This is a genomic window from Amycolatopsis sp. NPDC051102, assembly GCF_040682815.1.
Taxonomy (GTDB): Bacteria; Actinomycetota; Actinomycetes; order Mycobacteriales; family Pseudonocardiaceae; genus Amycolatopsis.
The window spans coordinates 181,364-199,273 of the sequence record NZ_JBFBBT010000013.1; the positions used below are offsets into that span (position 1 = coordinate 181,364).

Annotated in this window: 15 protein-coding genes; 10 read left to right on the forward strand and 5 right to left on the reverse strand. The window is 72.2% G+C overall.

The features are described 5' to 3' along the window. The first annotated feature begins 84 nt into the window (after window positions 1-84). From AB0M93_RS31520 to AB0M93_RS31550, 7 genes are all read left to right on the forward strand, one after another. Window positions 85-2,385 carry a protein kinase gene (locus tag AB0M93_RS31520; RefSeq protein WP_364279939.1) on the forward strand — a complete coding sequence of 767 codons (2,301 nt, stop codon included), beginning with the start codon at window positions 85-87 and terminating at the stop codon, window positions 2,383-2,385. A gap of 25 nt (window positions 2,386-2,410) precedes the next feature. Further along, window positions 2,411-3,685, forward strand: coding sequence for a hypothetical protein (locus AB0M93_RS31525; protein ID WP_364279942.1), 1,275 nt, complete (start codon window positions 2,411-2,413; stop codon window positions 3,683-3,685). Next, window positions 3,682-5,526 (forward strand): AAA family ATPase, encoded by a 1,845-nt coding sequence (locus tag AB0M93_RS31530; RefSeq protein WP_364279945.1) that lies wholly within the window; start codon window positions 3,682-3,684, stop codon window positions 5,524-5,526. Before AB0M93_RS31525 ends, AB0M93_RS31530 begins: the two co-directional genes overlap by 4 nt. Beyond that, a complete protein-coding gene (locus AB0M93_RS31535; protein WP_364279948.1) occupies window positions 5,523-6,173 on the forward strand; it encodes a 4Fe-4S single cluster domain-containing protein in 651 nt (216 codons plus the stop codon). Before AB0M93_RS31530 ends, AB0M93_RS31535 begins: the two co-directional genes overlap by 4 nt. Continuing rightward, window positions 6,161-6,742, forward strand: a complete 582-nt coding sequence (locus AB0M93_RS31540; RefSeq protein WP_364279951.1) for an FHA domain-containing protein — start codon at window positions 6,161-6,163, stop codon at window positions 6,740-6,742. Before AB0M93_RS31535 ends, AB0M93_RS31540 begins: the two co-directional genes overlap by 13 nt. Next, on the forward strand, window positions 6,739-7,476 hold the full coding sequence (locus AB0M93_RS31545; RefSeq protein ID WP_364279954.1) for a protein phosphatase 2C domain-containing protein: 738 nt from the start codon (window positions 6,739-6,741) through the stop codon (window positions 7,474-7,476). Before AB0M93_RS31540 ends, AB0M93_RS31545 begins: the two co-directional genes overlap by 4 nt. A 145-nt stretch (window positions 7,477-7,621) precedes the next feature. Continuing rightward, window positions 7,622-8,830, forward strand: coding sequence for a glycoside hydrolase family 5 protein (locus AB0M93_RS31550; RefSeq protein WP_364279957.1), 1,209 nt, complete (start codon window positions 7,622-7,624; stop codon window positions 8,828-8,830). 132 nt (window positions 8,831-8,962) lie between these two features. Here the strand turns inward: AB0M93_RS31550 and AB0M93_RS31555 are convergent, their stop codons facing one another. Next, on the reverse strand, window positions 8,963-11,839 hold the full coding sequence (locus AB0M93_RS31555) for a glycoside hydrolase family 9 protein (protein ID WP_364279960.1): 2,877 nt from the start codon (window positions 11,837-11,839) through the stop codon (window positions 8,963-8,965). 179 nt (window positions 11,840-12,018) lie between these two features. Between AB0M93_RS31555 and AB0M93_RS31560 the strand changes: the two genes are divergently transcribed. Then, a complete protein-coding gene (locus AB0M93_RS31560; RefSeq protein ID WP_364279963.1) occupies window positions 12,019-13,653 on the forward strand; it encodes a ricin-type beta-trefoil lectin domain protein in 1,635 nt (544 codons plus the stop codon). Window positions 13,654-13,713: 60 nt separating this feature from the next. On the opposite strand, the gene AB0M93_RS31565 is transcribed toward AB0M93_RS31560, so the two are convergent. Further along, window positions 13,714-15,105, reverse strand: a complete 1,392-nt coding sequence (locus tag AB0M93_RS31565; protein ID WP_364279966.1) for an endo-1,4-beta-xylanase — start codon at window positions 15,103-15,105, stop codon at window positions 13,714-13,716. Between the two features lie 237 nt (window positions 15,106-15,342). On the opposite strand from AB0M93_RS31565, the gene AB0M93_RS31570 reads away from it, so the two are divergent. Then, window positions 15,343-15,777 (forward strand): hypothetical protein, encoded by a 435-nt coding sequence (locus AB0M93_RS31570; protein ID WP_364279969.1) that lies wholly within the window; start codon window positions 15,343-15,345, stop codon window positions 15,775-15,777. On the opposite strand, the gene AB0M93_RS31575 is transcribed toward AB0M93_RS31570, so the two are convergent. Continuing rightward, on the reverse strand, window positions 15,774-16,340 hold the full coding sequence (locus AB0M93_RS31575) for a TetR/AcrR family transcriptional regulator (RefSeq protein WP_364279972.1): 567 nt from the start codon (window positions 16,338-16,340) through the stop codon (window positions 15,774-15,776). The two genes, AB0M93_RS31570 and AB0M93_RS31575, sit on opposite strands and share 4 nt — an antisense overlap. 134 nt (window positions 16,341-16,474) lie before the next feature. Between AB0M93_RS31575 and AB0M93_RS31580 the strand changes: the two genes are divergently transcribed. Next, the gene (locus AB0M93_RS31580) at window positions 16,475-16,660 is read left to right on the forward strand and encodes a hypothetical protein (RefSeq protein ID WP_364279975.1); all 186 of its coding nucleotides are present in this window, start codon (window positions 16,475-16,477) and stop codon (window positions 16,658-16,660) included. A 246-nt stretch (window positions 16,661-16,906) separates the two neighbouring features. Here the strand turns inward: AB0M93_RS31580 and AB0M93_RS31585 are convergent, their stop codons facing one another. Both AB0M93_RS31585 and AB0M93_RS31590 read right to left on the reverse strand, forming a co-directional pair. Beyond that, window positions 16,907-17,260, reverse strand: coding sequence for a hypothetical protein (locus AB0M93_RS31585; RefSeq protein ID WP_364279978.1), 354 nt, complete (start codon window positions 17,258-17,260; stop codon window positions 16,907-16,909). A 402-nt stretch (window positions 17,261-17,662) separates the two neighbouring features. Then, window positions 17,663-17,797 carry a hypothetical protein gene (locus AB0M93_RS31590; RefSeq protein ID WP_364279981.1) on the reverse strand — a complete coding sequence of 45 codons (135 nt, stop codon included), beginning with the start codon at window positions 17,795-17,797 and terminating at the stop codon, window positions 17,663-17,665. Between the last annotated feature and the right edge of the window lie 113 nt (window positions 17,798-17,910).

The following is a 17,910-nucleotide window of genomic DNA, read 5'->3' on the forward strand; positions in this document are numbered from 1 at the left end:
AATTCCCGGCGGGCCCGGCGCGGGCCCGGCGGTGGTCCGTCAGGTAGCTGCCGGATCGACTGCGAGAGGCGGAGGAAGGATCGGATGGCCGAGCCGAACGCGCATGACGGCGACCCCGCCGACGGCGGCCCGGTCCCGGCCGGCTCCGGCGAGACCCGGCGCGAGCCCGGCGTCACCCGCCGCGAGGGAACCCCCGGCCCCGGTGCCACCCGCCGCGAGGACGAGCCCGACGCGACCCGGCGGGAAGCCGATCCGCCGACGGCGTCTTCGTCCTGGCCCGCCTTGTCCCCCGACGTGCTGCCGGCCGCGCTGGCCGCCCGGCTGAGCGCGTTCCAGGCGCTGCCTTCCGCCGGCGGTGAGGCGCAGCTGGTCAAGGTCACCGACTCCGCGCACCGCGGCACCGACCTGGTGCTCAAGGTCTACCACCGGCACATCCGGCCGGACGCCGACGTGTGGGCCCAGCTCGCCTCGATCCGCTCGAAGCACGTCGTGCGCATCGTGGAAACCGGGACGCTGGCCGACGGCCGGGTCTTCGAGCTGATGGAGTACCTGCCCGGCGGGAGCCTGCGCGAAGCCGGCGCCGGAAAGCACGCGTTCGACACCAAGAGCGTCACCGAGATCGTGCGGCAGCTCGCCGACGGCCTGACGGCCCTGCACCGGCGGCGGATCACCCACCGCGACCTGAAACCGGAGAACGTCCTCGTCCGGGGCCGCAGCCCGGCGGTCGAGCTGGTGCTGGCCGACTTCGGCCTCAGCCGCCGGCTCAACAGCACCACGCACTTCACCGGCGTGGCCCGGACCGCCGCCTACGCCGCGCCCGAAGCCTGGACCGGGCACGTCTCGCCCGCGCTGGACTGGTGGTCGCTCGGTGTCGTGGTCCTCGAGCTGGTGACCGGGCAGCAGCCGTTCCACGGGCTCGACGACCTCGTGATCCAGAAGTTCGTCTCGACGAAGCCGGTGCCGGTCGACGCGATCGCCGACGCCCGGCTCAACCGCCTGTGCGCCGGCCTGCTCGTCTCCGACGACACCAAGCGCTGGGGCGGCGAGCAGGTCCGGCTGTGGCTGGCGGGCGATTCGCCGAAGGTGCCCGACCGGCGGGTGCCCGTCGACGCGACCGAGTTCGAGTTCGGCGGCCGCCGGTTCCGCGACCCGGAAAGCCTCGCGGTCGCGATGGCCCTGGACTGGGAACTCGCAGCCCGCCGGTACGGGATCTCGCCCAGTCCGTCGTGGACCGCGCTGACGCAGTGGCTGCACCAGTTCGACAACCCGGACCAGTACCCGGTCGGCGTGGTCGAGGAGCGGCTCGAACTGCTCGACCGGCTCGAGCGGAGCGCCGAGACGCCGAACGTGAAGCTGCTCCGGCTGCTGGGCGGGCTCAACCCCCAGCAGCCGCCGGTCTACCGCCAGGCCGTCGTCGACCCGGCGAAGCTGCGTCAGCTGGCGAGACGGGCGCAGGACGGGCCGGACGGGGACGCCCGCACCGAGCGGAACCGCGAGATCGTCGACGAGCTCTGGGACGGCCGCCTGCTGGACGTGCTCGCCGGCTTCGAGGGCGGCGCCGAACTGGCACCGGTGGCCGCCCGGTGGACCGCCGCCGTGGGCGAGCTCCGCACGGCCGTCGCGACGCTGAAACGCAATCCCCGGCTGGCGAACGCCTACCGGACGCAGCACCGGTCCGTCGCGCGCGCCGCGATGCTCGAACGGGCGGCCGGGGCGCCGTGCGGGGACGACTGGCGGCGTGAACTCGCCCGCCGGGCGAACCGGCTCCCGGTGCCCGTCGGCTGGTTCACCGACCTGCTCCGCTGGGCCGGTGACGACCCGGTCCGCTCCTACGCCGCCTTGTTCGCTTCCGGCGTCGCGCAGGCCGAAGCGCAGCAGATCGTGCTCGAGGAGGAGCGGGTCAGACGCATCGAGCAAGGCCGCCGGGCGGCGTGGGCCGACCACGAGCGGCAGCGCGAAGCCGGCCGCGCCGGGGCCGTGGGCCGCGCCGCCGCCGGGGCCGCGGTGCTGGGCGGGCTCTGGTTGCTCGTCGTGGCGCTGTCCGCGAAGACCCCGGCGCTCGGGCTGGTGTCGGTGCCGGTGATGACCCACTTCGCGGCCGAGTGGGTCCTCGCCTACCTGATGGCCGCCGACTACCACCCGCGGTATTCGCTGTGGCAGGCGTTTCAGGTGGCCATGGGCCGGACCGGCGGCAGGCTGCGCCGGTCGCCGGGCTTCTGGGCCGTGGTGATCGCCCTGACGCTGGTGGCGCTCGCGTTCCTGCCCTGGCTCACCCCGATCGCGGCTGTCGCCGCCGCGATCGCGCACGTCGCCTGGGCGGCGGTCCGGCACCGCCGCTGGTCGGCGGCCCACCAGGCGGAACACCACGAGGCGATGACCCGATGACGACGCGAACGGACAGAGGTGCGCGATGAGTGGCGAAGGCATGATCGGCGTCGCGGTGGTGGCGGTGGTCGGCGGATCGGTCTGGCTGGCCGCCCGCGGCGTCCAGGCCGGCGCGCTCGTCGCGGCCCGCTCGGTCGACCTGCTCGGCGCCGGCCTCACCCGGATCGGGGACCGGGCCGAGCGGAACCGGGCCGAGTGGGAGGCCGGGCACGCCGCGCTGCTGGCGTGGGAGTCCGCCGCCCGCGGCGTGATCGACCTCAACGCGCGGATCGAAGTCCTGCGCCGCCACGCCCCCGCCGACCTGGCGGCCGGGCTGCCGCGTCCGCTCACCCCGTGCGCGCAGTCGCCCGCGGAGCTGGCGGCCTGGTGCTCGGCGACCCGCGCGCAGCTCGACCGGTTCGAGCGGGACCTGCGGCAGCGCACCGAGGCTGCCGTGCTTTCGGTGCTGCGGCACACGATCGACCTCGAACGGCCGGTCACCGCGCAGGAAGCGTTCGACAAGTACCACGAAGCGATGGCCCGCAAGGCGGCACGGCAGCGCGCCACGCCGCCGGCCGCGCTCGCCGCCGTGACCCGCATCCTCGGCCGGCTCACGCCCGACGCCACCGCCGAAGAACGCGCGAAGGTGCTCGCGGCCGCCGCGCAGGTCGCCGTGCCGCGGCCGGACGTCGATCCGGACACCCTGCTGGAAGAACTGCGGCTGCGGGTACAGCGGGCCGACGCGCGGGCCCGCACCCGCCGGGCCGACGCGATTTCGGCGGCCCGGCTGCTGCAGGCGATCCCCGCCGGCCCGGTGCGCGCCGAGCTGGAGTCGGTGGTGGCGGCGCAGCGGCCGCTGGACGCCGGGCTGCGGGCCCGGGCCGCGCAGGCCGCCGAACACGTCCGCCGCGAACTCGAACACAGCTACGTGCGGGCCTCCGTGGCGGACACGCTGGCCGACTTGGGGTACACCGTCGACGAGGGCTTCTCGACCGTGACCGGCAACCCGGACCGGCTGCGGCTGGTCCGCCCGGACTGGCAGCAGCACGCCGTGCAGCTCGTGATCAACCAGGACGAGGTGCGCGCCGCGGTCATCCGGCTCGAAGACCGGCCCGGGGCCGATGCCCGCCGCGAAGACGCCGAACGGGAAGAGGAGTGGTGCGACGACCTCGCCAAGCTCCGCACCGCCCTCGACGGCTCCGGCATGCACGTCGTCGAACGGCACCTGGTCCCGCCCGGCGAACGGGTGGTCCCGGTGGCCAAGCGCGCCGGCCGGCCGGTGCCCGCCCGCGAACAGCGCCGCCGGGAGCGTGACCGGTGACCGGCCCGGAGCTGCCCGCCTTCATCCGCGAGATCGACTCGACGCTCGCCGTCCACGCCCAGTACGTCCTGCACGACAACATCCGGGACGTCTTCCTGCGGCGCTCGCCCGGGCGAGCGCCCCAGCTGGTGCCGCTGCGGCAGCTGCTGTGGCAGGTGTTCGAGCGCAGCGGCTACGAGTTCCTCCTGGTGTACGACCAGGTCGACGGCCTGTCCGTGTACCCGTCGACCGACGACGACCGGGGCCGCCGGGCTGCCGAGGCCGCCCGGCGGGTGTTCGGGGAAGACGTCGCCAAGGGTCAGCCGCCGTCGCTGGAACGGCTGCCGCGGTACCTCACCGCCGTCACCGATCCCCGCAAGGGCCGGGCCGCGTGCCTCATCGACTACGGCTCGCGGCTCGCCGTCGACGTGTCCCGGCTGGACGCCGCCGAGCGTGACTTCTTCCTGTTCTGCCTCAAGCTTTCGCGGACCGCCGCGCCCGGGCCCGGGCCGGAGCACCGGCCGAGCCCGTTGTACAACCCGATCCTGTGGCTGGTCGACCGCGAGCTGGACCTGCCGGTCTGGCTCACCGCGGACAACGAGCGGTTCCGGGTCATCGGGCTTCCCCGCCCCGACCTCGGCGACCGCGAGGACACCGCGCGGCTGCTCGGCCCGTCGCTGGGCGGCACCGGCGACCCGGACGCGGCCGAGCGGTACCACGCGTTCGCCGAACGTTCGGAAGGGCTGACGCTGCGGGACATGTCCGGGGTGACGCGGCTGGCCCGCGACCGCGGGCTGCAGCTGTCGGACCTGCCCGACGCCGTGCGGGTGTACAAGCTCGGCGTCCTGGACAACCCCTGGCGGCGGAGCTTCCTGCACAAGCGGATCGCCGACGGCGAGAAGAGCGTGTCGGAGAGGGTCGTCGGCCAGGAGCACCCGGTCCGCAAGACGCTGGACATCCTCAAGCGCGCCGCGCTCGGCCTGTCCGGGGCCCAGGCGAGGGTGTCCTCGAACCGGCCGCGCGGGGTGCTGTTCTTCGCCGGCCCGACCGGCGTCGGCAAGACCGAGCTGGCGAAGGCCGTGGCCTCCCTCGTGTTCGGCGACGAGAGCGCCTACCTGCGGTTCGACATGAGCGAGTTTTCCGCGGAACACTCCGGTGACCGGCTGATCGGCGCGCCGCCGGGCTACGTCGGGTACGAGGTGGGCGGCGAGCTGACCAACGCCGTGCGCCGCCAGCCGTTCCGGGTCATCCTGTTCGACGAGATCGAGAAGGCGCACCCGCGGATCCTCGACAAGTTCCTGCAGATCCTGGAGGACGGCAGGCTCAGCGACGGCCGCGGCGCCACGACGTACTTCTCCGAGTGCGTGCTGATCTTCACCTCGAACCTCGGGGTGAGCACGGTCGACCCCGCGACGGGCCGGCGGGAACCCAACATCTCGCCGGAGGAGCCCTACGAGGTGCTGGAGGTCAAGGTCCGCGCGGCCATCGCCGACCACTTCACCACCGCGCTCTCGCGCCCCGAGCTGCTCAACCGGTTCGGGGACAACATCGTCGTGTTCGGGTTCGTCTCGGCCGCCGCCGCGGCGGAGATCTTCGGCCAGCAGCTCGACAACATCCTCCGGCGGGTGCTGGAAGAGCAGGACGTGACCGTCGAGGTCGCCGGCCCGGCCCGCGACCGGCTGCGCGAGTGGTGCACGGCGAACCTGGCCAACGGTGGCCGCGGCATCGGCACCGCGTTGGAATCGTTCCTCATCAACCCGCTCGCCCGGGAGCTGTTCGACCGCAACTACCCGGCCGGCACGCGGGTCACGATCGCCGGCGTCTCCCGGCACGGCCCGGACGTGGAACTGGAGCTGGTATGACCGCGGTCCGCATCAACCGGATGCACCACCCCCTCACCGTCCTCGGACACGGCGTCCGGGCCGGGATCTGGCTGCAGGGCTGCACGATCGGCTGCGCCGGCTGCGCGTCCCGCGACACCTGGGACCCCGCGGCGGGCGAGGACGTCGAGCCCGCGGCCGTCGTGCGCTGGCTCGGCTCGCTCGGCGGTCCCCTCGACGGGATCACGGTGTCGGGCGGCGAACCGTTCCAGCAGCCGCTCGCCTTGGCCGCGCTCCTCGCCGAGCTGGACGAGTGGCGCCGCGGCCGCGACCGGCCGGCCGACCTGCTCGTCTTCTCCGGCTATCCGCACGCCCGCCTGTCGGCCCGGGCGGACTGCGCCGACGCGTTGCGCCGCTGTGACGCGGTGGTGGCCGGGCCGTACGTCGAACGCCGCAACCGCGGCACGGAACTGCGTGGTTCGGACAACCAGGAGATCGTCACCCTCACCCCGCTCGGCGCCGAGCGCTACGGCCGGTCGGCGGCGGCGCCGGCACCCGCGATGCAGCTGTCCGCGGACGCGGACGCCGTCCGGCTGATCGGCATCCCCCGCCGCGGCGACCTGGACCGGCTGCGCGCCGGGCTGGCCGCGCGCGGGATCACCGCGGAGGCCGTCACATGGCTGGCGTGATCTGCCCGGCGTGCCGCACCGAAAACACCGACGACGAAACCCTCTGCAAGAAGTGCGGCATGCTGCTCGCCGAGGCGGACGAATCCCGGCCCGCGGAGATTCGCGAGCCCGCGCCCGCGCCGGAGGAACCCGCTGCGGTCCGGTGCCCGGCGTGCGGCGCCGACGTCCCCGATCCGGCGAACCTCGTCTGCGTCGAGTGCCTCGAACCGCTGACCCGGCGGCCGGCGGCGCGGACCCGGCGCGGGGACGGGGCACTGCGCCTGGTGTTCGCCGGACAGGCGGTCGACGTGCCGCAGCCCGGTTCGGTCCTGCTGGGCCGGGACCCGGGGCATTCCCCGGTGGCGGCGCTGTTCGCCCGGCACGACAACGTCTCCCGGCGGCACGCGAGCGTCGGAGTCGGCACCGACGGCCGCGGCTGGGTGCGGGACGAGCACTCGACGAACGGCACGTTCGTCAACAACACCCCGGTGCCGGGCGGCCAGACCGCGGCGCTGGCGCACGGCGACCGGCTCCGCATCGCCTCCGACGTCGTCGCCGTGGTGGAGTTCGGCCCGGGCGGGCCGTCGTGACGCCGGCGGGCGCCGCCGCGCGGGTCCGGGTCACCACGCTGACGCACCGCGGGGCCGTGCGCGAAGCCAACGAGGACGCCGTGGTCGTCGGCTCCTTCACCGCCTGCGGGGTCAGCCTTCCCGATCCCGTCACGCACGAAGTCCCGCTGTCGTCGCCGGTTCTCGTCGCGGTCGCCGACGGGATGGGCGGCCACGCCGCCGGGGACGTCGCGTCCGCGCACGCCGTCCGCACGCTCGCCTCCGCCGCGCCCCGGGACGAAACCGGCGTCGAGGCGGCGCTGGTGCAGATCGACACGGACCTGCTGGCCATGGGGCGGTCCGAGCCGGCCACCGCCGGGCTCGGGACCACGGTCGCCGGTGTGCTGCTGACCGCGGACGGCGGCACGCACTTCGGCGTCGGGGATTCGCGCGTGTACGTGGAGAGCGGCGGTTACCTGGGCCAGGTGTCCACGGACGACCGCGGGCCGCTCGGCGGGCTGTCCCGGTGCCTCGGCGGACGCACCGACGGCACGCCGCTGCGGACGCGCGCCGGGCGGCTCGCCGTCGCCGACCGGCTGCTCCTGTGTTCGGACGGGCTGAGCGACCTGGTCGGCCACGAGACCATCGAAGAACTGCTCGCCGGGCCCGGCGGACCGGCCAGGGTGGTCAAGTCGCTGTGGGCCGCCGCGATGAACGCGTCCGGGCGCGACAACATCACCGTCGTGCTCGTCGAGCTGCCCGGCGACGATTCCTGAACAGCTCTTTTTGTCGATTCTTTCGATTATTCGATTCCTTCGACCATCCATTCGACAATCGCGATTGCTTGTCGCACAACGAGCATTGACGGCCCGTATCCGTCATGTTGGAATATCTCCACCAATGCCAGGAGAGGCCACCACCATGACTTCCAGAGCAACGAAGCTCAGGTCCGTTTTCCTCGCCGCCGCGCTGGCGGCGGCCGCCGCCGTTTCCGGGGTGGGGGGCCAGTCTCCGGCCGAGGCCGCCACTTCGGCCGGTGCCGCGCAGGTGGTGGCCGACATGGGTGCCGGATGGAACCTGGGGAACCAGCTGGAAGCCAACGCCAACGGGATTCCGAGCGAAACCGCTTGGGGGCTGCCTGCCGTGACGCAGGCGCTGATCGACAAAGTGAAGGCCGCCGGGTTCCGGACGATCCGGATTCCCGTCTCCTACCTCGGCTCCATCGGTGCCGGACCGGGCTACACCGTCGATGCCGCCTGGCTGAACCGGATCCAGCAGGTCGTCGACTACGCCTACCGCCGCGGCCTCTACGTGCTGGTCAACATGCACGGTGACGGCTACAAGACCGTCACCGGCTCCTGGCTGATCTGCGACTCCGCCGCGCAGCCGGCCATCAAGGCCAAGTACCAGAAGGTCTGGCAGCAGGTCGCCGCCCGGTTCGCCGGCTACGACCAGCACCTGATCCTCGAATCCATGAACGAGGAGTTCGACGGGCAGTACGGCACCCCGACCCAGCCGTGCTATTCGAACATCAACGCCTACAACCAGATCTTCGTCGACACCGTGCGCAAGACCGGCGGGAACAACAGCTCGCGGTGGCTGCTCGTCCCCGGCTGGAACACGAACATCGACTACACCACCGGGAACTACGGTTTCGTGCTGCCGACCGACCAGTTCCGCTCTTCTTCGATCCCCGCCGCCGAGAAGCGGCTCATGATTTCCGTGCACTATTACAGCCCGTGGGACTTCGCCGGCGAAGAAAACGGGACCATCACGCAGTGGGGCCGGGGCGCCACCAATCCCGCGAAGAAGTCGACCTGGGGTCAGGAAGACTATCTGGACGCCCAGCTGAAACTGGTGCACGACGCGTTCGTCGCCAAGGGTTATCCGGCCGTCGTCGGCGAGTACGGCTCGATCGACAAGTCGGCGGCCGATCCGGCGAACAACCGGTACCGCGCCGACTTCGCGCACGCCGTCGTGGCCACCGCCAAGAAGTACGGGGCCTCGACCGTCTACTGGGACAACGGCGCCAACGGCCAGTACGGCTTCGGCCTCTTCGACCGGCGTTCCTACGCCGTCACCCACCAGGGCATCATCGACGCCATCATGACCGGCGCCGCCGGCCGGTGATCGGGTCCAAACCGGACACGCGGACGGCAGAGTGCGGGCAGACGCGCCGAGGGGGAGGAGGCGCGCCTGCCCGCACTGCATGACGCTAGCGGATGGACGGGCGGTCCGCCGGGCGAACCACCCGTCCGGCCGTCACCCGCAAGCCTTGCCGTTCACCGCGAAGGCCGTCGGCGACGGGTTGCTGCCCGTGTAGCTGCCGTTGAAGCCGATCGAAACGGACTTGCCGGGCGCCACCGACGCGTTCCACGGCATCGCCGCCGCCGTGACGTCCGCGCCCGACTGCGACCACGTCGCCGACCAGCCCTGGGTCACCTTCTGGCTGCCCGGGAAGGGGAACTTCAGCGTCCAGGTGGACCAGGCCGCGGCCCCGGTGTTGGTGAGGGTCACCGCGGCCGTGAAGCCGCCGCCCCACGTGTTCGCCGTGTACGTCACCGCGCAGCCGCCGGGTGGGGTGCCCGGCAGCGTCGTGAACTGCGCGGCCGGGGAGTCCGTGCCGGTGAGGCCCGCGCCGTTGCGGGCCACCACGACCAGGGTGTACGCGGTCGACGGCGTGAGCCCGGTCAACGTCGCGGCCGTCCCGGTGACGGTGGCTAGCACCTTGCGGGCGGAGCCGGTCACGCTGACGACGTCGTAGTTCTTGACGCCGCTCTCCGGGTCCGATGCCGCCGCCCAGGTCACGGTCGCTCCCGTGCTGGAGACGGCGGAGACGGCCGGCGTGCCCGCCGCGGTCGGGGCGGTGGTGTCCACCGCCGACGGCGACTTCTCCGCCGTCCAGTTCGCCAGCCAGGCCAGCGCCGAGTTCCAGTTGATCGCGACCTCGTTCACCGAGTACGCCTGGATGTCGTCGACGTAGCAGCGCTGGGGTGCGCAGCCGGTCAGCAGCCGGGCCGCGGTCGGGTCCTGCAGGCCGCTGTTCGGCCCGCCGGACAGCGCGCCGGGCGGGGCGGTCGGCAGCGACGCGTCGAGTTCGTGCGCCCAGAACCGGTGGTGGACGTTCTGCACGGCCTGGTCACCGTGGCCGGCGACGTACGAGTAGTTCGCCGGGTTGCGGCCCAGCAGGTAGTCCATGGCCTGGAACGCGCCGTCGCGGTACTTGGCCTGCTTGGTGAAGTCGTACGCGAGGGCGAGCACCACCCCGTTGTTGGCCACCAGGCCGTTGGAACCCCACTCGTACGTGCCGTCGGCCGTCCGGTAGGGCGCCGGGTAACCCATGCCCGCCATCTGCGTCAGGTGGCTGTCGGCCGTCGCGGTGATCGCCGACTTGATGGCCGCGAGGTCGGCGGCCGGCAGGTCGGTGGGCACCAGGGCGAGCGTGATGTCCCCGAGCGCGCCCGTCGAGCCCCAGTCGAAGCCGTGGGTGTTGAAGCTGACGCCGCGGTAGAGCGGGGAGCCGGTGACGTCGGTGCGGTACGCGCTCTTCGCGGTCGTCGCGTACAGCTCCGCTGCCGCCCAGTAGAACTCGTCGCTGACGGTGTTGTCGCTGTACGTGCCGCCGCCGGTGCCGTCGTTCGGGTCGGCCAGCACGTTCGGGTTGGCCTTGGCCGCGGCGTACGCCTTTTCGGCCGCGGCAAGCAGCTTCGCGGAGTACGCCGGGTCGATGGTCTGCCACAGCCGCGACGCCTGCGCGGCGACCGCCGCCATGTTCAGCGTGGCCGCGGTGCTCGGCGGCGACAGCCGCCGGGGCTGGCTGTCCTGGTCGGGCCGGGTGGGCAGGGCGGTCCACTGCGCGTCGTGGATCTTGTGGTGCACCATGCCCGCGTTCGGCTTGCCGTCCGGCACCTGCATCTCGAGCAGGAAGTCGACCTCCCAGCGGGCTTCGTCCAGGATGTCGGGGACGCCGTTGGCCCGCTCCGGGATCGCCAGCTTGCCGTCGCCCAGCGCGCTCGCGTCGCCCACCCGCAGCGCGCGCTCGTACTCGTCGAGCAGTTCCCAGGCGGCGATGCCCCCGTTGACGACGTACTTGCCCTGGTCGCCGGCGTCGTACCAGCCGCCGCGGACGTCGAGGGTGTAGCCGCAGTTCAGGTCCGAGCGGCAGGGCACGTTGTTGTCACCCTGGTTCGGCGCGACGTTGAGGTGGCCGGCGGGACGCGCGTAAGCGGCTCCGACGTACTGCGCGTCGATCGGGATCCCGCTGCGCTGGTGGTAGAAGAACGCCAGCGAGTCGTAGCGGAGCTTCTTCAGCCCGTCCGCGGAGATGTCGAACGGGAAACTCGTCTCCGAGCCGACGGTCAGCGTGTAGCCGGTGCCCGCCGTGTCGTAGGCGGAGAAGTCGATCTCGTGCACGTTCTCGCCGGAGGGGGCGTCCGCGCCGCGCGGCCGGGTCTGGCCGGTGGCCACGGCGGTGCCGGCGGAGCTCTTCAGCGTCCACGTCAGCGGCGTGGCCGAGTCGCTGATCACGGTGGCGCGCTTGGGCAGGCCGGGCAGGTAACTTTCCTGGTTCACCCGGATGCCGCTCGTCGGCGGCAGGCCGCCGGGCGGGATGACGCCGCCGATCAGCGAGATGTTGTCCAGGCAGATCGTGTTGGCCGCGGCCTGGCCGCCGAACCAGAAGGCCAGCTGCCCGTTGCCCGCGTTCGGAAAGTCCAAAGTGGACGTGAAGGTGACGGTGAAGTGCTGCGTCGCCGGGGTGACCGTCAGGTCGGTGCGCGAAATCTGCCGGTACGGCGAGACGGCCTCGCCCGCGACGGCGGAGATCTGCTGGGTGGTCGTCGCGTGCGCGTCGAACGTCAGGGTGTACTGGCGGCCCGTCTCGTAGGGGACGCCGTTCTGGCCGACCAGCGCGTCGTAGCCGTTGGCCGTGCCGCCGGCGACGTCGGTGCAGAACTCGCCGCCGGTGACGTGGCCGGTGGTCCCGGCCCCGGCCCACCACGGGTCGATGGTGCCGCCGGCGAACGTGCCGTTGAGCAGCCGCTCGTAGTCCGCGGCGGACGCGGGCACGGAACCCGCCGCCACCCCGAGCGACATCGCCGCCAGCAACACCAGACCGGTCCGGATTCTTCTTGCCCGCATTCCATCTCCTCGTCGTCGAGCCAGACGTGGGTGGGAGCGCTCCCAGAACCGGAACTGTAATCATCCGGGCACACGTTTGGCAATCGCCGCCCGGCGGGCGGAGACTGGACGCGGGCCAGGCGCTTCCTCTATACATACCCGGACGTCGTGTTAACGCTAACACCTCGGAAGGGGCACCGATGCCCGCTCGCACCCGCCACCTGCTCGCCGCGATCGCCGCCGCACTGGCGTTGTCCGCCGCGGCGCCGGCCACGCCCGCCGCCGTCGCCGCACCCGGCAGCCCGGCGCTCACCCCGCCGCTCGGCTGGAACAGCTGGAACAGCTTCGGCTGCAACGTCAGCGAAACCACCGTCCACCAAGCCGCCGACGCGATGGTCTCCTCCGGCATGCGCGACGCGGGCTACCAGTACGTCGTGGTCGACGACTGCTGGTTCGACCCGCAGCGCGACGCCCAAGGCGCGTTGCGGGGCAACTCGTCGAAGTTCCCCAGCGGCATGCAGGCGCTCGGCGACTACATCCACGCCCGCGGCCTGAAGTTCGGCATCTACCAGGTGCCCACCGACCGCACGTGCGCCCAGCGGACCGGCACCTACCCCGGGTCCACCGGCAGCCAGGGCCACGAGACCCAGGACGCCCGCACGTTCGCGTCGTGGGGCGTCGACTACCTCAAGTACGACTGGTGCTCCCCCGCCGGCACCCGCGACGAGCAGGTCGCGCGGTTCGGCCTGATGCGGGACGCGCTGCGGGCCACCGGCCGCCCGATCGTCTACAGCATCAACCCCAACAGCTACCACGCCATCACCGGCGACAAGTACGACTGGGGCCAGGTCGCCGACCTCTGGCGCACCACCGAGGACCTGCTCGACATCTGGCAGAACGGCAACACCAACAGCTACCCGATGGGCGTGGGCAACGTCCTCGACGTCACCGCGCCGCTGGCCGCGCAGGCCGGTCCCGGGCACTGGAACGACCCGGACATGCTGGTGGTCGGCCGGCCCGGCCTGTCGCTGACCGAATCCCGCGCGCACTTCGCCCTGTGGGCGCTGATGGCCGCACCGCTGATGGCGGGCAACGACATCCGCACGATGTCCGCCGACGTCAGCGCGATCCTGCGGAACCCGCGGCTGCTGGCGGTCGACCAGGACCGGCTCGGCGCGGGCGGCCGCCGGGTGCGCGACGACGGCAACGCCGAGGTCTTCGCGAAACCGCTGGCCGACGGGTCGGTCGCGATCGGGCTGCTCAACCGCGGCGGCGCCACCGCCACCATCAGCACGACGGCGGCGCAGATCGGGCTCGCCGGCTCGTCGTTCACGCTGACCGACCTGTGGACCGCCGGCACGTCGGCGACGGCGGGCACGATCACCGCGAGCGTGCCGGCGCACGGCGTCGCCGCCTACCGGGTGTCCGGCGGTTCACCGGTGGCGAGCACGACTTCGCGGCTGCGGGACGCGGGATCGGGCCGGTGCCTCGACGTCGACAACGCGTCGACGGCCGCGGGCGCGGGCACGCTGATCTGGGACTGCCAGACCGCCGCGAACCAGCTGTGGACCAGCTGGCCGAACGGCGAAGTCCGGGTCTTCGGCGACATGTGCCTCGACGCCGACCGCGCGGGAACCACCAACGGCACCCGCGTGCTCAGCTGGCCGTGCGGCGGGCAGGACAACCAGAAGTGGACGTTCGGCCAGGACGGTTCCGTGCGCAATGTCCACTCCGGACTGTGCCTGGACGTCGAAGGCGCGGCGACGGCCAACGGGACGCACGCGATCCTCTGGACCTGCAACGGACAGGCGAACCAGAAGTGGGCCCGCACCTGAGCGACACCGGGTCCGCCGCCCTCCCTCCCGGAGGCGGCGGACCCGCTCGCCGGCCGCGCCTCAGGCGCAGCCCGTCACCACCGGCGTCCCGGACCCACTGGCCTGGAAGCCGAACTCGGTGTACTGCCCGGCCGGGACGTGGCCGTTGTAGCTCACGTTCGACCAGCTGTCGCCGCTGTGCTGGACGTTCCAGGCGTTGGTCACCTGGGCGCCGGCGGGCACGGTGAGCGTCACCGTCCAGGCCGCGAGGTCCGCCGAACCGGCGGTGACCCGCACGGTCGCGACGAACCCGCCGTTCCAGGCGTTCAGCGAGACCGTCGCGGAACACCCGCCGGGCGGCGGCGCGGTGGTCGTGGTGGTCGGCGTCGTGGTGGTGGTCGGGGTCGGCGTCGTCGTCGTGGTGGTCGGGGTCGTGGTGGGCGTGCTCGGGGTCGTCGTGACCGGCGGTGCCGCGTTGAGCGCGTCCAAGACGCTGGTGTACGCCGCCTTCTTGTTGCCGCCGCCGTCGAAGAGCAGCGGGTTCTCGCCCGAGCGCCAGGAATCGGAGTCGCGGATGCCCCAGGTGGTGATGCCGGTGCAGCGCGGCACGTTCAGGCACGCGGTGGTGGTGGCGGCGTAGGCGGCCGGCGGCGCCTGGGCGATGTCGAGTTCCGTCAGCTGCACGTCGACGCCGAGAGCGGCGAACCCGGCCAGCGTCGTCCGGAAGCTGCCCGGCGGGCCGCCGTTGCCGAAGTGGGACTGGAAGCCGACGCAGTCGATCGGCACCCCGCGGGAGCGGAAGTCCTGCACCATCCGGTAGACGCCCTGCGTCTTGGCCGCCGACCAGTCTTCGATGTTGTAGTCGTTGTAGCAGAGCTTGGCGTCCGGGTCGGCGGCGCGCGCGGCGCGGAAGGCCGCCTCGATCCAGTCGTTCCCGGTCCGCTGCAGGTTGGAGTCGCGGCGGCCACCCGACCCGTCGTCGGCGAACGCCTCGTTGACGACGTCCCAGGCGTAGATCTTCCCGCGGTAGTGGGTGGCGACCTGGGTGACGTGGTTGAGCAGGGCCTGGCGCAGCGGCGCGCCCTCCATCCCCTGCATCCAGCCCGGTTGCTGCTGGTGCCAGGCGAGGTTGTGGCCGCGCACCCGCATGCCGTGGCTCAGCGCGTGGTCGACGATCCGGTCGGCGTTGCCGTAGCTGAACTGCCCCTGCGCCGGCTCGGTGGCGTCCATCTTCATTTCGTTTTCCGGTGTCACCATGTTGAACTCACGGTCCAAAATGGACGTGTAGGTACTGTCGGACAGCTTGGCGGCGGCGACGGCGGTGCCGAAGTAGCGCCCGCTCTGCGCGGCGGACGCGCCCAGCGTGGCCGCCGCGCTCGCCGGGCTCGCGGTGAGGACCGCGGCGCCCACGGTGAGGACGGAGAAGGTGGCCCCGAGTGCGGCGCGAAGGGCCGTTCTCGACGGAAGTTTCATTTTCGGACCTCGGGATTCAGTCGTTCCGCGCTGTGCTCGATCGGCCGTGGTGCCGGCCCAATCCTGAGAGCGCTCCCAGGCGAGCTACCACGGTAACCATGCGAGCCCGGCGACGTCAACGGGCCGGCCGGCCGCGAAACTTTCGCACAGTGAGACAGTTGACTCATAGTGCCCCGCGTGCCACGATGCCGTTCTACGAGACAGGCGTCTCACAGAATCGCACCGAGGAGATCTTCGTTGTCTGCTGCGTCCTGGTTGCTCGGCTACGGAATGCTGTCCGCGTACTGCCTGGCGGGCTGCCTGATGGAGCATTTCGCGGTCTTTTCCGGCTGGGCGGCCGTCGGTCCCGGGGAGTTCCGGCGCGTCCAGACGAGCCAGGGCCACGGCAGCGGCATCGTCTACGTGGTCCCGAAGACGCTGTTGACGGCGCTGGTGGTCGTCATGCTCGCGGCGGCACCGGACACCGTTCCGTCGTGGCCGCTCTGGGCGGGCTTGGCGGCCCTGAGCGCGTCTTGGCTTTCGTTCGCGGTGATCCAGCTGCCGATCCAGCTGCACATCCGCGAAACCGCCGACGGCGCGGCGATCGCCCGCTTGGTACGCACGGACTGGCTCCGCGTGGGCGCGATGGTGGCCCACTTCGGGTTCGCCGTCACGGCGATCGCGGCGAGCTAGCTCCGCCAGGTCCCGGCGCTGTCGACGAGCCGCGCGATGAACTCGTCGGAGGCAGGCCGCCGCTGCATCGCGGCCCGGTAGACGAGCGGCCCGACGAGCAGGGCGCACAGATCCGCCGGCTCGGCGTCGGTCTCGAGCTCCCCGGCGGCCACGGCCAGCCGGACGGCGGTGTCGATGCGGTCGGTGATGGTGCGGACGGACTCGTCCTGCCGCGCGGCCGCCACCGGATCACCCAGCGCGGACTGCGCCAGGGAGAGCGCCACGGCGGCGACGGCCGGGACGGCGAGCTCGTCGGCCATCCGCCGCAGCTGCCGGACCAGCCACGGCCGCACCGGCACAGCGGGATCGCGGAACAGCGGGAGGTCGGCGCCTCCCATGGCGTCGAGCAGGAGCTGGTCGGCCCTCGCCCAGTGCCGGTAGACGGTGGCCCGCCCGACTCCGGCCTCGAGCGCGACCCGCCGGTGCGTGACGGCGTCGAGCCCTTCCCCGGCCAGCAGCCGCCGCGCCGCGGCCAGCATCGCCTCCCGGCTCCGCGCGGCCCGCGGGTCCGTCGAATGACTCACCGGGACAGCTTACGAGACAGCTGCCTCATTGCCCGGCTCTCACCTGACCGAGCGACACGGATCCGGTAACACCGCCGGTAACGGAGCGATAACGAGGGTACGGACCGCACGCCCGACAGCAGGAGAACTTTCGCGTGGAAACACAGTGCCGAGGCCCGATCGACGTGACCCGGGTCGCCGGGTTCGACACCGGCACCGCCGACCCTGACGACCTTCGCCGCGCCGTGACCGCGTCGCCTGGCTACACCCGCGCCGGTGCCGCGCAACAGGCCGCCCTGCTCGACATCGTGCTCGAGGTGGGCACCACCCCGAGACGCTGACAAAACAAAATCGCCGCACCGTCGGAAACGGTGCGGCGATCTCAGCGCCGGGTGGGACCGGTCCACTCCGGTGGTCCGGTCCCACCCGTGCCGGCGTCACACTGCGTCGCTGCGCGCCTGGGACACGGAACCGGAGTGTGCAGCTCGCTCCCTGTTCCGGGCACGCCCCACGACGTCACGCGCGGCGCCGGATTCCGCGCCCCGGCCGGCTTCCGCACACACAACGGGCGGCCGCGGCGCGGAGGCTCAGTGGCCCTGGTCCGTGCCGCCGTCGGCGAGGCCGCTCGACGCGCAGTTGTACGGGGACTCGCCCTCGGCCTCGTGCTCACCCGGCGACAGGATCGGGATGCCGATGCCGTTGAGCGTGTCGTGGAGCGGCACCTGAACGCCGAGGACGTTGATGTCGTTGTCGCACAGGCCAAGCGTGGCGTTGACGTTGTGCAGCACGTCGGTGTCGTTCAGGTTGAGCAGGCCGAGCTGGCCGGTGTGACCACCGGGGTGGTGGTCGTGACCGTCCAGCGTACCGGCGGCCGCGACGCCACCGGCGAGGAAAGCGCCGGCCGCCATGGCCGCCGTGACGAAACCAACCTTCTTCAGCATGAGTTCTCCTAGAATTGACGGTGCATCGGACAGGACGGCGGCGAGGTGTGTGTTTCTCCGTCCCGCGTGAGGGAAAGGTACTGGGACAAGTGGGTGAATTCCACTTCGATCCACCATCGGGTGGGCGCCGCGGGTCTCTGACCGCGAATTGATGGCCCGATCGGGTCAGCGGGGTTTGCCGACCGGAAAATCGACCCGATGCCGGCGGCCCGATTCGCACACCCGTTCACCGCACAACCACCCGGAGAAAAGCGACGGAACCGGGGCGCGGGCCGTATTCTCTGGTCAAGGATTTCGTTCCGCTGACCCCCGGAGCGGATATCCGGCCGGAGAACCGGCGAGGTACGAACCTCCAGCCGACCCCGCAGCCGGGCGACGCCTCGCCTCGCCGGTTCCCCGGTCTCATCGCATGTGCTCGCAGAACGCCGCGCGCACCGCGCGTTCAGCGTCCGGGTCGCGGAGCTTCACGTTGCTCTGCTGGGAAACGGCGACCAGCACGGCGAACGCTTCCCCGGCACAGCTGCGCGGTTTCGGCAACCGGGTCGGCCTCCCCCGTGCGGCCACCGTGGTGCTCCACTCGTCCAGGCCTTCTTTTCCGCAAACGAAAAGCCGCCGCGTGGAAAGTGCATCCACGCGGCGGCTTCCTCCTG

Coding starts and splice junctions, on each gene's coding strand:
- AB0M93_RS31520 (WP_364279939.1), top strand. CDS start 85: ATGGCCGAGCCGAACGCGCATGACGGCGACCCCGCCGACGGCGGCCCG.
- AB0M93_RS31525 (WP_364279942.1), top strand. CDS start 2,411: ATGAGTGGCGAAGGCATGATCGGCGTCGCGGTGGTGGCGGTGGTCGGC.
- AB0M93_RS31535 (WP_364279948.1), top strand. CDS start 5,523: ATGACCGCGGTCCGCATCAACCGGATGCACCACCCCCTCACCGTCCTC.
- AB0M93_RS31540 (WP_364279951.1), top strand. CDS start 6,161: ATGGCTGGCGTGATCTGCCCGGCGTGCCGCACCGAAAACACCGACGAC.
- AB0M93_RS31550 (WP_364279957.1), top strand. CDS start 7,622: ATGACTTCCAGAGCAACGAAGCTCAGGTCCGTTTTCCTCGCCGCCGCG.
- AB0M93_RS31555 (WP_364279960.1), bottom strand. CDS start 11,839: ATGCGGGCAAGAAGAATCCGGACCGGTCTGGTGTTGCTGGCGGCGATG.
- AB0M93_RS31560 (WP_364279963.1), top strand. CDS start 12,019: ATGCCCGCTCGCACCCGCCACCTGCTCGCCGCGATCGCCGCCGCACTG.
- AB0M93_RS31565 (WP_364279966.1), bottom strand. CDS start 15,105: ATGAAACTTCCGTCGAGAACGGCCCTTCGCGCCGCACTCGGGGCCACC.
- AB0M93_RS31585 (WP_364279978.1), bottom strand. CDS start 17,260: ATGCTGAAGAAGGTTGGTTTCGTCACGGCGGCCATGGCGGCCGGCGCT.